Source organism: Mariniflexile sp. (assembly GCF_041583155.1).
Lineage (GTDB): Bacteria > Bacteroidota > Bacteroidia > Flavobacteriales > Flavobacteriaceae > Mariniflexile.
On record NZ_JBFHGK010000038.1, the window covers coordinates 24784 to 40878 of the forward strand.

Annotated in this window: 12 protein-coding genes; all 12 read left to right on the forward strand. The window is 33.3% G+C overall.

Going from position 1 to position 16095, the window contains the following annotated elements:
• The first annotated feature begins 257 nt into the window (after positions 1-257).
• Positions 258-1829, forward strand: a complete 1572-nt coding sequence (locus ABYI63_RS13300) for a contractile injection system tape measure protein (protein ID WP_372756891.1) — start codon at positions 258-260, stop codon at positions 1827-1829.
• A gap of 19 nt (positions 1830-1848) precedes the next feature.
• Positions 1849-2475 carry a DUF4157 domain-containing protein gene (locus ABYI63_RS13305; protein ID WP_372756893.1) on the forward strand — a complete coding sequence of 209 codons (627 nt, stop codon included), beginning with the start codon at positions 1849-1851 and terminating at the stop codon, positions 2473-2475.
• Between the two features lie 36 nt (positions 2476-2511).
• Positions 2512-2958 carry a hypothetical protein gene (locus tag ABYI63_RS13310; protein WP_372756895.1) on the forward strand — a complete coding sequence of 149 codons (447 nt, stop codon included), beginning with the start codon at positions 2512-2514 and terminating at the stop codon, positions 2956-2958.
• An 11-nt stretch (positions 2959-2969) separates the two neighbouring features.
• Positions 2970-3293, forward strand: coding sequence for a hypothetical protein (locus ABYI63_RS13315; protein WP_372756897.1), 324 nt, complete (start codon positions 2970-2972; stop codon positions 3291-3293).
• An 8-nt stretch (positions 3294-3301) separates the two neighbouring features.
• Entirely contained in the window at positions 3302-6946 is a 3645-nt protein-coding gene (locus ABYI63_RS13320; RefSeq protein WP_372756899.1) for a DUF4157 domain-containing protein, read from the forward strand.
• 11 nt (positions 6947-6957) lie between these two features.
• Positions 6958-7929 carry a tetratricopeptide repeat protein gene (locus ABYI63_RS13325; RefSeq protein ID WP_372756901.1) on the forward strand — a complete coding sequence of 324 codons (972 nt, stop codon included), beginning with the start codon at positions 6958-6960 and terminating at the stop codon, positions 7927-7929.
• 117 nt (positions 7930-8046) lie between these two features.
• On the forward strand, positions 8047-9348 hold the full coding sequence (locus tag ABYI63_RS13330) for an ATP-binding protein (RefSeq protein WP_372756903.1): 1302 nt from the start codon (positions 8047-8049) through the stop codon (positions 9346-9348).
• 264 nt (positions 9349-9612) lie between these two features.
• On the forward strand, positions 9613-10302 hold the full coding sequence (locus ABYI63_RS13335) for a response regulator transcription factor (protein WP_372756905.1): 690 nt from the start codon (positions 9613-9615) through the stop codon (positions 10300-10302).
• Positions 10303-10623: 321 nt separating this feature from the next.
• Positions 10624-11070 carry a hypothetical protein gene (locus ABYI63_RS13340; protein ID WP_372756907.1) on the forward strand — a complete coding sequence of 149 codons (447 nt, stop codon included), beginning with the start codon at positions 10624-10626 and terminating at the stop codon, positions 11068-11070.
• Positions 11071-11378: 308 nt separating this feature from the next.
• Positions 11379-12716 (forward strand): hypothetical protein, encoded by a 1338-nt coding sequence (locus ABYI63_RS13345; RefSeq protein ID WP_372756909.1) that lies wholly within the window; start codon positions 11379-11381, stop codon positions 12714-12716.
• Between the two features lie 150 nt (positions 12717-12866).
• Positions 12867-14303, forward strand: a complete 1437-nt coding sequence (locus ABYI63_RS13350; RefSeq protein WP_372756911.1) for a gliding motility-associated C-terminal domain-containing protein — start codon at positions 12867-12869, stop codon at positions 14301-14303.
• 1 nt (position 14304) lies between these two features.
• The coding region (locus tag ABYI63_RS13355; RefSeq protein WP_372756913.1) for a PorP/SprF family type IX secretion system membrane protein at positions 14305-16095 on the forward strand (1791 nt) is incomplete at its 3' end.

Genomic DNA, 16095 nt, shown 5'->3' on the forward strand with positions numbered 1-16095 from the left:
CACATGAACATCTACTGAACTTAAACCCAGTAATTCATCTCTGAACTTGAGCATAAAGATAATAAAAAAAAATATAACATGATGAATTATAGATAAATATAAATGAATTTATAAAATAAATTAATATTGGGAACGATGAGGATTGTATTGATAGTGCAGTAAAAACATTATTAATAATATAATGGAATAGTTGTTTTAAAGACTGGTAATCCAAAATCAAAATACATTAAAGTATTAGTTTAAAATTTTGCATACATATGATTTCAAATCAAAAACATAGCATTAATAAAATTGTTCTAGAAGTTTATACCAATAGCACTAGCCTTGGCTATGAATTAAAAGATAATCTGCCTGTGTTTTTTAAAGATGATTTCTTGCCCAGTTTAGAAGATTACTTTTCGAGTATAGAGCATTTGCTTCCTCCCAAAATATTCCATATTCCAAAATTAAATTTAGAAATTAATGTGGGTAGTACGAATGGTTTTGAAGCTCTTAAAACAGAAGTTAAAGAAAAGCTTATTTATGAAATAGCAAATATTTTAAAGTCGCCATCGGAGTCTAAAAACCTTATTTTGATTGATACTCAAGAGCGGGAAGTTAATTCATTATTGTTTTTTATTGAGCATGGCTACCTACCATGGTGGCATTCTATAGAGGTAAGTTCACTTTTTACAATTGAAGGATTTAAATACATTGCAACCAATACATCGCTTCAAAACAAGCTAAAAGAACTGCTTAAAAAAGCAAATTCTAAAAAGCGATGCATACTTCAATTTTCAAACAAAGAATTGCAGTTTTTATTACGAGCTGTGTTTAATGAAGACGAAAAAATAAGTGTTGTAAATCAGCAAGTTGTTGGTAAACTAAAACAACTAACTACTCCATCAAGAGCGCTTGTTTGGGTTTTAATTATTGATTACTTACTATCAAAAAATGAATCTGTTTTAATTCAAAAACTTCATAATGAATTGGTGTTAACTTCAGGAAGTAATGATAAAAACAGGCCTGCCTTTGCAGAAATTACCTTAATTATCCTGAAACAATTACTTAGTTTAAGAAAAGCGGATATCAGTAGCGTTTTACAAAATCAATTTAAGGGAAATTCACAAAAAAAGGAAACTATAATTTCAAGTATTTTATCAATTTGTAATCAATTAGGACTTGCTGATACAGCAGATAAATTTGTGAAATCGGTTGGATATGAATTTGCAGACAAAATAAATAAATTAAAGTTTTTTGATACAGATAATTCCAAGGAAAACACATCACATCAAATAAAAAACGAATCCTTCAGTACGTTTAATTTTGAAGAAGAAAAGGAGGTTTTAGAAACAGATGCCTCATATTACATTCAAAATGCAGGACTTGTTATTACGCATCCTTATATACCACGGTTTTTACAGCATTGTGGGCTTCTGGACGATAGTTATGCGTTTACAGATAGAGAAATGGCGGCGCATACATTGCATTATCTGGCCACTAAAGAAGAACAGCAATTGGAAAGTGAAATGGTATTCGAAAAATTTATCTGTGGAATTCCAATAACGCAAAGTATAAATAGGCACATACAATTATCGGATACCATAAAAAACCAAGTAGAAATACTTTTAAAATCAATAATAGAAAATTGGGGTTCTCTAGGAAATGTTTCAACAGATTTGTTACGACACGAATTTTTGAAGCGCGAAGGTAAATTGTGTTTTAAAGACGATAATCCAAAAGTAATTATAGAACGAAAAACGCAGGATATTTTAGTCGATAAACTTCCATGGGGAATCAGTCTATTTAAACTCCCATGGATGGATAAAATAATATACACCAATTGGTAAATAATTAAAATTTAAAATCATGAGAAGACGCTATATTAAACCACCACCAAGCCAAGGAGTAGTTGGCGACCCCTTTATTAAACCTAAAGTTCAAACTAAATTAGAAATTGGGAAATCTGACGACAAATATGAAGCTGAAGCCGATAAAATGGCGGACCAAGTAGTAAATAAAACGGGAGCCGGCGAGGCTGTTCAAAAAACGGAATCTTCTGAAGAAGAAGTTGCAGTTCAAAAAATGGAAGAAGAAGAAGCTTTACAAACTAAGGAAGAAGAGGAGGCAATTCAAAGTAAAGAAGAGGAGGAAGCTGTTCAAATGAAGGAGGATGAAGAATCAATACAAACAAAATTCGATGATAAGCCAGTAAAACAACCTTCAATTGAAAATAACCTAAAGAATAGTTCTACAGGCAGCAAAATGGATGATACTATACAATCTGAAATGCAACAAAAATTCGGAACAGATTTCAGTCATATAAAGATTCATAATGATGGGGCGTCGGCAGCAATGTGTCAGGAATTAGGAGCTCAGGCATTTACTCGGGGCAATAATATCTATTTTAATGAAGGGAAATATAATCCAAATTCAGCGGAAGGAAAACGTTTGTTAGCACATGAGTTAACGCATACCATTCAACAAGGCAAGTAATATTCTAATTAATTATTAATTTAAAAAATCAAAACTATGAAAACACTAAAGAGATCAGTAATACTATGTTTTGTAGCTATCATGCTAAGTAGTTGTATGAGTCTTTACGACCATTATACGTACACCAACACTATAGAGGCTAAAGTAGAGGCCTTAAGTTTAATGGATAACAGTCATGAGGAATATGCGCTATACAAATTAAAAGCCGACGATTTAAGAAATAAAATGCAATCCATGGTTTTATATGAAAAAGGAAAAGCCAAAAATGAAATTACAGTAAAAATGTGGGAGGTTATGGGAAATGAAAATAAACTGATGGGAAGTTACCTTAAACTTTGGGAAAATAAAGGAACCTTAAATCCAGCATTTATTGAGGAAGCAAAGCCACAAATAGAAGAAGCCTTCAATATTTTAATTCAATTTGAAGAGAAGAAAGATAAAAAAAGTGAAAATGTATTAGCAACCTTTATTAATAACCTCTAAAAAAAAATATTATGGATTTCGATAAATTATTTAAAGAATTAAAAGAAGAGATTTTAGCCGAAGCCAAAGCGCAATACGGTACTCAGGGAAAAGATATAATTGCAGACATGGAGGCGTATCTGGCTCATTCTAAAGAAAAATTGAAAAAATGGGCGTTGTTGTTTTCTCAAAGAAAGATTGATAAAGACGAGTTAGCTTGGTTACTACAAAGCCAGAAAGACATTCTTGTATTGAAAAGTTTAGAAAAAGCAGGAGTGAGTAAAATAAGCCTAGGACATTTTAAAAATAAAGTAATAAGTGTGGTCCTTTCAAAAATTCTAATTCTAGTTACTTAACTCCCATTATGTTTGCTGCTAAAAGTAATACACAAGTTTCTAAGGCTTCCCCGTCAATTATTAATAATGGTCGGGACAGCTTTATTCAGCCTAAACTGAATATGGGTAAGCTAGGAGATAGGTATGAAATTGAAGCGGATAAAGCAGCAGACCAAATTGTAGCCAAAGGGAATGAGCCAACACCGTTTTTTTCTTCCAAGGCATCCGTTCAGAAACAATCAGAAGAAGATATACAGCAAAAACCTGTAGTTGATGGTATTTCATCTGGGATTCAACTTAAGGAAAAGCCAGAGAGTCCAACGGTAATACCAATAACCACTATTCAACCCATGTTTGCCGAAGATTTGCAAACAAAAGAAGAAGAGGACGTACAGGAAAAAGAGGAAGAAGATGTTCAAACTTTACAAAAACATTCTGATGGAGGTGAAGGTAATAGTACTGCCTCTATTGAAAGCACTTTAAACAATTCAAAAGGAGGTGGTAGCCCGTTAGATACGAATACCAAAAGTGAAATGGAGTCTGGGTTTGGTACAGATTTTAGCAATGTTAGAGTTCATATTGATAGCAATGCAGTCCAGATGAATCAACAATTAAACTCTCAGGCATTTACCAATGGTAGTGATGTTTATTTTAATGAGGGGAAATACAACCCAGGAAGTGATTCTGGAAGGCATTTGTTGGCGCATGAACTTACTCATACGGTGCAGCAGGGGGCCAGTGTGCAGCCTAAGATGATACAGAAGAATGGAGGTGACGAAGCTGTAATTCCGGAAACAGCTGTAGTAGATCCTCCACAAGGTGTAACTCCATTATCCGAGGATAATAATGAGTTTATTTTTAGCGAAAGTGGTCTCGTTTCTAATTTCAACCAACGTGAAGCAAAAATTACTTTACCAATACTAAGTTTGCCACGATTCAAAGCAAGAAACGAAGCACGAATTAATAATCTTAGAATACGTCTACAAGATGTTCAAAAATTAGAGGAAGCGGGTCAAACAGTTCCAACAACTCAGGTTGACCCAATTAATCCTCAAAAGCAAGAATGGCAAAACAATATCAGGGGTAGTGTTCAAAGACGAGCAGAAGACAAAATAAATGAAGCTAGAGCAAGTGGAGGGTTTAATCGTACAGAAAATGAATCGGACAGAACTTACTTTTTTAAAGGTATCGAAAATCAAAACTTATTGATTTTTGGTGATGAATCTCAATTTCTAGAAAGAGCTGAAATTCCAAGTTGGGATAGTGGAGGCAATCCTACAAATTTTCAAGTTGATCACGTTTTTGAGACGCAATTGGGAGGTCAAAACAGGGTAAGTAATTATGAACTATTAGAGGCTTCGGCAAACGGTAGCTCTGGATCCAAAATCATGTGGGAATTAAACAGAAGAGCCAAAAGATTATATGATGTTCTTGCCCATCCATATTATCAAGATAGAGTTGGAACTGAAAAACCAAATCTTCCAGCAAGACCTGGACTCCCACAACAATATATGAATAAGTTTTTGGGAGATTTGCAATTTAGCTTTGAATTTGCCGAATACGAATTCAATCTTAGTGTGTCTGGAAACCCAGAGCGATTTTGGGATTTTGGTCAAATATCACGTGGTGAGCATCTAAATAAAATTCGAGCTCTAACTGGCACGGAGGTTAGTGCAATGGGAACCGAAGATGACCCTGCTCTTTTTGCGTCTCCTACTGGTGGAAACCGCCTGCCTATACCCGAAGATTATCCAGAAGATAATTGGTTAAATAGGGTTGATTTACTACAAAGACCAGATTTCGATGCAGGAACTTTATTGGTACATGCTTATTACTCAGGTGGAAATACCAGTAACAATATGATTGGTTCAGAAAACCCTGTACTCGAATTAAAGTTAGGTCGAATTCCTGGCACATATGGGTTTTATATCGATTGGGAAAACACACCTAATAAAAATTCACTTATTCAAAGTTTAAGGCTTCCAGGAATGAGTCCTATTCGAATGGATCAAATAGATCTAACAGAAAATGGTTTTTACGGGGTTGGAAAGGTCTTACCCACTGTTCCATTAATTGGAAATGCGGATATCGACATAGTTATTGATGGAGATAGTATAAGGATGAGAAAATTATTTACAGCACAAGAGTTTGATTTTCCATCACCATTTAGCATTGAACAAGCATCGTTAGAAGTATCTTTTGGAACTGATGGATTGGGAATTGTTGGGAGCGTAGATTTTGGAATAAACAATGTAGGAACGGGTTTTATCGGTGCTTCAGCTTCAACAGGAAGTGGTTTCGAACTTGAAGGAGCATTCAATTTCGATTCAGAACTGTTCGATCCTGCCGAGATAAATGTAGAATATAAAGACAATATCTGGACTATTGGCGGAGAAATAGGCATCCCCGAAGGCAAAGTAAGAGGTGTTAAAAATGCTACTATAACGGCCACATATAGCGAAGGTAATTTCGCAGCAACAGGAGAGGCTGAACTAGACATCCCGGGCATTCAAAGGGGAACTATGAGCGTGAATTATGGTGATGAAGGCTTCTCCATAAGCGGTAATTTCGATCTCAGTGATGATATTCCAGGAATCCAGGGTGGAAATGTGGAAGCTCGAGTTTCAAAAGCTGAAGGCGCAGAGAACTATGATGTATTTGTTTCAGGTACAGCAATTCCAGATATTCCTGGAATTAGCACATCATTAACCGTAACTTACCATAATGGAGCGCTAACAATAGAGGGCTCCGCTGCCTATAGTAGAGGTATGTTAAGTGGCTCCATTGAAGTTGGCGCTACAAACAGAACTATAGACGAGGATGGGCAACCAACAGGCGAACCCGACGATACTATGCGGGTTTATGGTGGTGGAACTTTGACTTTACAACTTACTCCATGGTTAGCTGCTACAGCAGGGGTTAAACTCTTACCAAATGGAGAAATTGAAGTAACGGCACGATTGGCAACAGATACTTACGATGTGTTTGCGAGAAGAGAGTTTAATAGAAACCTATTCACGGTACCCACTATTGAGATTCCATTGTTTGCCATTCCTTTAGGGCCTAGGAGTCTTGGATTGGTAGCTCAAATTGGTGGAGGATTAGATTTTACAGCTGGTTTCGGTCCTGGTCAATTAAGGAACTTATCAGCAGAAATTACATACAATCCAGAAAGAGAAGAGGAGACTACTGTAACAGGTCATGGTGAATTCGGAATTCCTGCGGATGCTGGATTAACATTAAGAGGTGATCTTGGACTTGGTTTAAGTGTTGCTATTGCAAGTCTTTCAGGTGGTATAGAAATAGCAGGTAGTTTAGGCCTTGAAGGAGAGGCATTGGCATCGGTGGATGTTAACTGGAGTCCGCAAACAGGAATTATTTTAGATGCAGAAGGTCGAGTAACCGTTAACCCTAAGTTCATTTTTGATATAAATGCCTTCGCAAGGGCGAGTTTGGGCATCGGATTCCTTTCAATATCAGAAACGTGGAGATACAATCTGGCCTCTTTTTCTTGGGGACCAGATATTCAGTTTGGATTAGTGTTTCCAGTTCATTACCAGGAAGATCAACCTTTTGACATATCGTTTGATGATATTGAAGTTATTTATCCAGAATTAGATGTGGTAGACATGGCTGTAGATCTCGCTAGAGATATAAAAGATGATATTTTTTAAAATTTACGATTATGATAAACCAAGTTGAAAGATTAAACAAGGAAGGCGTAAAATTATTTTTAAATGGAAAATTTGAAGATGCTAAAAATAAATATATGGAAGCATTGGAAATAAATCCTAGTTTTCCAGCTACTTTAAACAATATTGGAATGTGTTTTTTGCAAGAACAAGATTTTATAAAAGCAGAAACTTATTTCAATAATGCCATCAATGAAAAGGAATCTGACTCTTATTTGCTTAATTTAGGACATGCTTTGGCTAATCAAGGATGTTTTGAGAAGGCAGAAAAAAAATATAAAAAGAGTATAGCAATCAACCCAACTTCTTTAATGGCTTATAAAAGCTTAGGGTCATTATATCAGAAACAAAAACGTTTTTCCGAATCAATTAAAGTTTGGGAAACTGTAATTAATAATTATAGTAGAGATCCTTTATTTATTATAGAATTAGCAAAAGATCTTATTCAACTTAGTGAATATTATAGTGCATTAGCAGCACTTTATGAAGCAGAAAAATTTGAGAAAAACAGAGATTTAACATGGTATTATATGTCTCTTATACATTTTCATTTAAAGAATTTTGGCCTTGCCGAAAAGGCAATTAAGAGAAGTGTTGGTATAAAGCCAGATAACCAATCTTTTAGAGCAATGTTAGCTGCAATTTATCTTGGTGTTTCAGATATCAAAAATGCTATTAAACAATGGGACTTTATATTAACATTAGATAAAAATAACACACCTATTAGATTAGACAAAGCAGTTGCATTATTAGCGTTTGGTTATAAAAAAGAGGCATTGGAAATCTTCGAATTTATCTTGAACCAGGATAGTAGTAATGAGAAGGCCAATTATTACAAAGCTTTAACTTTATTAGAAATTAATAAATCAGATAAAAATGCTATTAATACATTAAAAAATATAAGTAGCAACGAGTCATTATTTTCAAAACAAGCAAGCGATATACTTATGAAACTTAATTGTTAAAGTAAATAACACCATCAAAGGTTGTATTTCTTTTTAGAGATTAGTTAAGCAACCATTAGATTGAAATATACTACGCTTATATAAGTTTCATAAATTAATTAAAACCAATTTTAAAATATGCTTTTCAATTACCTTTTTAATCGATTAGATTCTCGACTTTCTTTTGAATTAAGGAATGTATCTAAAGTTGTTGAATTTCCAAAATTGAAAGCTTCAAAATCGGTTTTGGAAAGTTTTATTCTTGAAGAAGCGTTAAATGAAGATGAGGTTTTTGTGTTGTTATTAGCTTTGGTTCCTCACATTCAACCTAATTTTCTTAGTGGGATAATTTCAGATTATTTTCCTGCTGGTGGTGAATTTCCTGAGTTTGGTGGTGTAAAAGGAAAGAATCACAGAGGTGTTTTACCAACTGCTGAAACTGCTGTATTTATTTTAGCGGGTAATAATCCTCAAAAAAGATTAGAGGCCATTAAATGGATTCAGTTTAATAATAAACTCGTACAAAATAATATTGTAGATATAGCACCTGCTCCTTATGGAGAGCCTGTTTTAAGTGGATTGTTAGTCCTCGATAATGAATACATGCAATTATTTACCACAGGCGAAGTTTCAAAACCAAAAATGTCTGCTAATTTTCCAGCAGAATTAATTGATACAGATTTAGAATGGAGCGATTTAATATTAAATTCTAAAACTTTAGACCATATTAAAGAAATAGAAACTTGGTTAAAATACAACGATGTTTTACTGAATGATTGGAAAATGAAAAGCAGAATAAAACCAGGTTACCGAGTTATGTTTCATGGTGCACCTGGAACAGGAAAAACCTTAACGGCTAATTTACTTGGAAAATATACAAATCGGGATGTGTATCGAATTGACCTTTCCTTGGTAGTTTCCAAATATATAGGAGAAACAGAAAAAAACCTTTCTAAACTTTTTGATAAGGCCAAAAGTAAAGATTGGATCTTGTTTTTTGATGAAGCCGATGCTCTTTTTGGAAAACGAACTAATGTAAGAGATGCTCATGATAAATATGCCAATCAAGAAGTTTCTTATTTATTACAACGCATTGAAGCGCATCCAGGTTTAGTTATTTTAGCTTCAAATTTCAAAGGAAATATAGATACTGCTTTTACAAGGCGATTTCAATCTGTAATTGAATTTGAATTGCCAACATCCGAGGAGCGTTTAGCGCTTTGGAAGAACAATTTACCCAAGTCAATTCCCTTAGAAAAATCAATTTCATTGGAAACTTTGGCTAAAAAGCATGAAATAACTGGAGCAAACATTGTTAATATCATTCAACACGCCTGCTTAAAAACCATTGCTGAAAAGCATAGTGATATTCAGCATTCCTACCTTTTAGAGGGCATAAAAAAGGAATATCAAAAGGAAGGAAAATCACTTAATTTGTAATATTTTTCTATTTAATTTTGTGTAACACTTGTTTAAATACTTATTAATCAGTACATTTAGCATTCAATAACTTAATGTCTAAATGTCGCAGATAAATAGCAATGTGCGACTGTTTTTTTTATAGGGTCATGCCTTGTATTAAAGATATAGACTTTAATCTCCCTAAATTTTTATAAATGAAATGCCATTTTAGGGTATCATTATAAGAATCTGTTTTTTATAACATATTTTTTTGAATAGTAATATTTAAAACAAAACTGCTTTATGGGGGGGAATATTGGACATAAAAGTTATATAACTACTGCAAATGACATTTTTTTAGATAAAATTTCTAATTTAATAAATGCCATTAATTGTCTTGATAATTTACAAGTATTAATTTATTGGTTAGAAGAGAAAAAGGTAATTTATATCAATAAGGCATTAAGTAAAATTGTGGGAGCTCATGTAGATAAATTTAAAGAAGAGGGTTGGAGTTATTGGTATTCATTAATAAAGGGAGATGAATTGGAATTAGTAAAAAGTGGTATTAATAATTTGTTATACGAACCGTATTTTCAAGAACCATTTGTTATGAAGTATCGTATTTTAAATGAAAGCGGGGAAAATATTTGTTTAAGACATGAAATGTTGCTTCATAGCATAGAAAATCAAATGCTATCGATTCATTATTTTTTTGATGTTACCTCAAAGGAAAAAATGAATCAATATCTTCATATAGCTAACAATAATAATGTAACATGTGAAGAAAACATAGTTGCCTTAATTTCACCTAGAGAAAAAGAAGTATTGAAATTGGTGGCCGATGGCTTTTCATCTAAACAAATAGCACAAAAACTTTTTATTAGTAACCATACAGCTATTTCTCATAGAAAAAACCTGATTGAAAAATTCAATGTTAAAAACACGGCACAATTGATTAAAAGAGCCTCACGAACAATTGCATTTTGGTAAAACGTGATATTACTTTTTGTAAACCATTATTTAATCTCCTTTTATAAATTGAAATACTTCCAACAAAAATTGGTGTAAAGGCTTATTTCAAAGAGTTTTGGTTATAAATAGAAGCAACTTTGGGTTGTAATTCTGTATAGAATGGTTTATACTTCATGTCGTAAAGACTTATTTCTTAGGACTTTTTTAATTATTAAATCAATAATCCATAATGACTATATGACTTTTACTACGTAAATAAATAGAAATAAATACGATAAAACGATTGTTTTTAACGGTTAATTGCATAAATTTGTATTTTAAAATCCCTAAATCGTAGTTATGAAAACAAAAATTATTCTATTTAGTATTCTTTTATTTTTAATAGCAGGAGTAAGTTTTGCTCAAAAAAAGTATGAACCAAAAAGTATTATTGACGAAAAAGTAGCCATTAAAAAATATCATAAAAAAGAAGAATTAGGCCGAATGCAAAAAGGGGAACTTCTAACGCTGTATAGCGAACGTATTGAAGTTTTAACAAAAACGCTTCCTTATATTGCTTTTGCTACGAAACCTGGAATTACAATGACGACTCTGGGAATTCCTAACGATAGTGATAATAGAAAAATATTGGACAATCAGTTTGATGCTACGGATGATTATTTAAAAGCAACCAGTGAGTTTCATGAACGTATTTTACCTTATTCAGATACAAGTAAATTAATTTCAGCAATTATTTTCTTCGAAGAAATAATGAAGTCTTTGCATGAGTTTAGCGCTTATAATTAAAGTGTTGAGGATGGATTTCATTAAATTCTAAATTTTCAACCAAAAATTTAAAAATCAATCTTAAACTTTATAAGGTTGATTTTTTTCTTTTACAGAATGGATGATTTATAAAAATTTATTTACAGAAGACTTTTTAAAGGAGCAATGTTTAACTAAGTTAAATTGTAGTTCATCGATTTGAAATGATCTAAATATTAAAATTTCATGCATTTAATCGAAATATTCGGTATTTCAAAGGATTTTTTAGTAAATTTGAGCAATGATACGTCGAAAAATCGTATTTATTTTTAAATCAAAAAATTAGAGCTATGAGATATTTTACTAAAATAGCGTTTGTGTGTCTTTTCATGATAGGTAATGTAATGGCACAACAAGAAAAGGGAATTATTGGAGCAAGCAACTGGTTATATAACTGGACTGAGTTTAAACCGAACCAAAAACAATACGATGAGCCTACCCAAATATTAACTGGAAATATTGATAAAGATACGAGGCTGTCAAAAAGAGAAACCTACATGCTTTTAGGAAGTGTGTTTGTTACTAATAATGCGACATTAACAATAGAACCTGGTACGGTTATTTTAGCAGACTACACTTCAAAAGCATCTTTAACCATAACCAAAGGTTCAAAAATTATCGCTAATGGCTTAGAAACCGATCCAATTATTTTTACGTCTAGCAGAGGTGTTAAAAGATCTGGAGATTGGGGCGGTATTATCATTTTAGGGGATGCACCTACCAATAAATTTGGTAATGGTTCGGTTGCTTCTATGTATGAAGATTTACAACAGGCATCTTATGGTTTTACAAATTATGGCGGTACTAATGTTGAAAGTAATTCTGGTGTTTTAAGATATGTAAGAATTGAATTTTCAGGTAGAAGGGTTGTAAATGATAACTATTTTGATGGTTTACTGTTGGCTTGTGTAGGAAACAAAACCGTTTTGGAAAATGTAATGGTTAGTTATTCCGGAGGAAATTCGTTTGAAGTTTTAGGAGGTGAAGTCAATTTAAATAAATTGGTTTCATATAGATCAAATGGTAGCGATTTTAAATTTAATTATGGAGCGCAATGTAAAATAGATAACTCATTGGCAATTCGTTCACCATATATTTCAGGTAGTGATGCTACTAGATGTTTAGAAGTAGCGTCTTATGTAAATAAACAAGAAGTTGATTTCACTAAAAAAGCAACTAATGTAGAGGCTATGAATTTAACTTTTTTAAATGATAGTGAAGCCTTAAAATCAGACATTGACAAAGGTTTGGTAAAAGAGGCGGTGTATGTTGGTCAAAATTCTAAACTGGATATGAATAAAAGTGTTATTTCTGGATTTAATCCAGCCGTTATAATACAAAATACCATTGTTATTAATCAGGAAAATTTAGAGAAAATAAGATTTTCAAATATGTATTTTAACAATTGTAAAGGAAATATTTTTGTTGAAAACGATTCTAATAATGAGGATTTAGAAAACTGGTATGGAAATTCATCCTTCTTTAATGTATATTCAAAAAGTAACAATGCTGAAACTTTTATAGATTTTTCAAATGAAAAACGCCCAGATTTCAGGTTAAGAATTAATAAAATAATAGCATCAAAAGATGCTAGTTATGCACAAGAAGATTTAGGAATAAGTAATTAAATAACGGCTTATAATGTTAAAATAAAATTGGAATAACTCTAGTATATTATCTTGTTTGTAAACTTTAATATTTAAGAATTTCTTTTCTAATTATTTGATTTAGAACGATATAGTTTCTAGAAGTTTTTTTACATAAGAACATAATATCGAATGAGGAATTTTACTTTTATTTACATTTTTGTTTTATTTTTTTTCTGCACAAAAACTGTTGAAGGACAAATAATTATAGGAAAACCAACATTAGGTTTTAGTCAAGCTTGTGCGAGTTCTTCATTCAACACCTATTATACTACGTTTACATTTTCGCCTGAAACTGGATTAAATGTTACAAATCAGTTTGTTATTGAACTTTCAGATGCTTCCGGAAGTTTTACCAGTCCAACAATCGTTTTTACCTCTGTGCCAGGGGCTATTACGGTTTCGCCTGCAACTCTAAACTTTAAATTACCCGAAACTACTAGTGGAGAAGCCTATAAAATAAGAATAAAAAGTACGGCGCCAATAGCTACAAGTGTAGCATCAAATGCATTTGCGGCTTATTATAAAATTCAAGATAAACCTTTTTCAATAAACAATTTGATTCCAACAGGTGTCTTTTGTGCTGGTGGTAGTTATATCTTGGCAATTGATAATCCCGGTTTAACCGATAATGATTCTCCTTTAAACTATCCTTCTCTAACTTATAATTGGTATAAAGAAACAGGAACCACCTCATCTGTTTTGGTAGCTTCAGGAGAAACTTTAACAGTAAATACCCCTGGAACTTATTTTGCTAAAACTAACTATGGTACTTGTACATCCGATTCCTATTCAAATCGTGTTACTATAAGTGAAGCAACTTCAGGTACTACTTCGTCTATTAGTTCGAGTCTTGGTAACCCGTATTGTAGTAGTGAAGGACCAACTACACTAAGCGCTATAAAAGGTAATAGTTATCAATGGTATAGAGATGGTGAAACAATTACAGGCGCTACCAATCAAATGTATGAAACAAATGAAGCTGGCTTATATTCTGTTGTTGTTAATTTAGGAGTTTGTAATGCAAGTGCCTCAATTAATTTAGAGAATAGTGGGTTTGTTAGTAGTATAGATGTGTCTGAATTCAATACGATTGATGAAGGCGAAATTTTGACAGCAACTGTTACAACCGATGCCGTTAGCCCACAATTTGAATGGTATTTAAATGGGACTATTATTCCTTCAGAAACCAATAATAGTTATGATGCTTCACAAATGGGACAGTATAAAGTGGTTATTACCCAAACAGAAGGATGTAGGGCTACAAGTGAATTTGAATTTTCAGTTACCGAACCATTTCCTGATGTTGAAAATATACCAAATTTAATAAGTCCGAATAACGATGGACATAATGATACTTGGGTTATTCCAAAAGAATACATAAACGGCACTAATACCGAAGTAATAATTTTTAGTTCACAAGGAAAAGTTGTCTTTCAAACAACCAATTATCAAAATAACTGGCCTCAAAATGAAATCAATTTTAAGGACACTAATCCTGTTTACTATTATGTTATAACGACTTCTAATAATAAAACAAGAAAAGGCTCCATTACGGTCGTAAAATAACATGACAAAGCGGCTATTATATATAGTTATATTTATCTGTTTAGCGCAGACAATTCATGCTCAAGAGGATGGTGTTGTTGCGTTTTCAATTCCTGTTAGAAATTCATTAAAGTTTAATAAATATGCTATAAATCCGACCTTTAGCTTTGTAAGAGAGCAAAATAAATACCTAAGTTTTACCAATAAGCGGGAGTGGGTGCAGTTCGACAATGCGCCAGAAACCTATTTATTTAGTTTTTCAGGAAGATTAGCCGAAAACACAGGGGCTGGTATTGGCTTGTTTCAACAAAATTATGGAGTTTTAAGCACTTTTGGAGGCATACTTAATTATGCTCAAAATGTTGTTTTGGATAGAGATAGTAACCTAACGTTTGGTTTAAATTTAGCATTTTACAAAAGTGGTATTAACGAGGCTAACGTGATTACTAATTTTTCAGATCCGTCTTTAGAAAATATGCCTTCTAATATGATTGCTACCATTAGCCCAGGGATCAATTACGGAACTACCTTTTTAGATTTCGGTGTTTCATTGAATAATTTAGTGGCCTATAATATAAAAACTTCTAGTATTATTGAAGACAACCCAGAGCAATCTGTACAAGCTCATGTTATGTACACGGGCTACGTGGAAAGCAGAGGTTTTTTTGATAACAGTAAATTTTCTGGGTTGGTATGGTCGGAATTTAAAAGAGAACAAACTGTAATTTCAGGTATTATGATGCTTAATATTCCTAAAGGATTATGGGGGCAAGCAGGATACAATACGCTGTATGGTTTGTCTGCCGGAATTGGTTTAAACATCACAAAACAAATTGCTATTGAGTATAATTTTGAAAAAGAAATGGGTGAAATGGTGGAATTCGGTAATTCTCATGAAGTAACTTTAGCATATAAGTTTAGTAAAAGAGATCGTTATAATTATAGCGATGATGATGAAGAAACGGCACTTTTTGCACCTTCTAAATCCTATAAAAGAAGTTCGGGAAAACGCACAACAACTACCACAGCCAAGGTAGATCGTGCTGCCATAGCAGAAAAGAAAGCCATAGCTAGAGCTGAAGCCATAGCTAGAATAGAGGCTAAAAAAGAAGAGAGGCTGAAAGCCATAGAAGAAGCTAAAGGTAACAGCGCAGCAGAAAATAAAGTAGCAGAATCTACAAGTTCAGAACCTGTAATTAAATCAGAAGAATCAGTAGAACAAAAATTAGCTGAAGAAGCTGAGACAAAAGCAGCAGCCGAAGAAGCAGCGAGACTTAAACTCGTTGAAGAGGCTAAAGCAAAAGCTAAAGCAGCCGCCGATGAAGCAGCAAGACTTAAACTTGTTGAAGAGGCTAAAGCCAAAGCAGAAGCGTTAGCAAAACAAAAATTGGCAGATGAAGCTAAAGCTAAAGCAGCAGCCGAAGAAACCGCCAGACTTAAACTTGTTGAGGAGGCTAAAGCCAAATCTGAAGCATTAGCAAAACAAAAACAAGCGGATGAAGCAAAAGCTAAAGCAGCAGCCGAAGAAGCCGCCAGACTTAAACTTGTAGAGGAGGCTAAAGCCAAATCTGAAGCATTAGCAAAGCAAAAACAAGCGGATGAAGCAAAAGCTAAAGTAGCAGCCGAAGAAGCCACCAGACTTAAACTTGTAGAGGAGGCTAAAGCCAAATCTGAAGCATTAGCAAAACAAAAACAAGCGGATGAAGCCAAGGCTAAAGCAGCAGCCGAAGAAGCCGCCAGACTTAAACTTGTAGAGGAGGCTAAAGCCAAATCTGAAGCATTAGCAAAGCAAAAACAAGCGGATGAAGCCAAG

Coding starts and splice junctions, on each gene's coding strand:
- ABYI63_RS13345 (WP_372756909.1), top strand. CDS start 11,379: ATGAGATATTTTACTAAAATAGCGTTTGTGTGTCTTTTCATGATAGGT.
- ABYI63_RS13310 (WP_372756895.1), top strand. CDS start 2,512: ATGAAAACACTAAAGAGATCAGTAATACTATGTTTTGTAGCTATCATG.
- ABYI63_RS13300 (WP_372756891.1), top strand. CDS start 258: ATGATTTCAAATCAAAAACATAGCATTAATAAAATTGTTCTAGAAGTT.
- ABYI63_RS13340 (WP_372756907.1), top strand. CDS start 10,624: ATGAAAACAAAAATTATTCTATTTAGTATTCTTTTATTTTTAATAGCA.
- ABYI63_RS13335 (WP_372756905.1), top strand. CDS start 9,613: ATGGGGGGGAATATTGGACATAAAAGTTATATAACTACTGCAAATGAC.
- ABYI63_RS13315 (WP_372756897.1), top strand. CDS start 2,970: ATGGATTTCGATAAATTATTTAAAGAATTAAAAGAAGAGATTTTAGCC.
- ABYI63_RS13330 (WP_372756903.1), top strand. CDS start 8,047: ATGCTTTTCAATTACCTTTTTAATCGATTAGATTCTCGACTTTCTTTT.
- ABYI63_RS13305 (WP_372756893.1), top strand. CDS start 1,849: ATGAGAAGACGCTATATTAAACCACCACCAAGCCAAGGAGTAGTTGGC.
- ABYI63_RS13325 (WP_372756901.1), top strand. CDS start 6,958: ATGATAAACCAAGTTGAAAGATTAAACAAGGAAGGCGTAAAATTATTT.
- ABYI63_RS13320 (WP_372756899.1), top strand. CDS start 3,302: ATGTTTGCTGCTAAAAGTAATACACAAGTTTCTAAGGCTTCCCCGTCA.
- ABYI63_RS13350 (WP_372756911.1), top strand. CDS start 12,867: ATGAGGAATTTTACTTTTATTTACATTTTTGTTTTATTTTTTTTCTGC.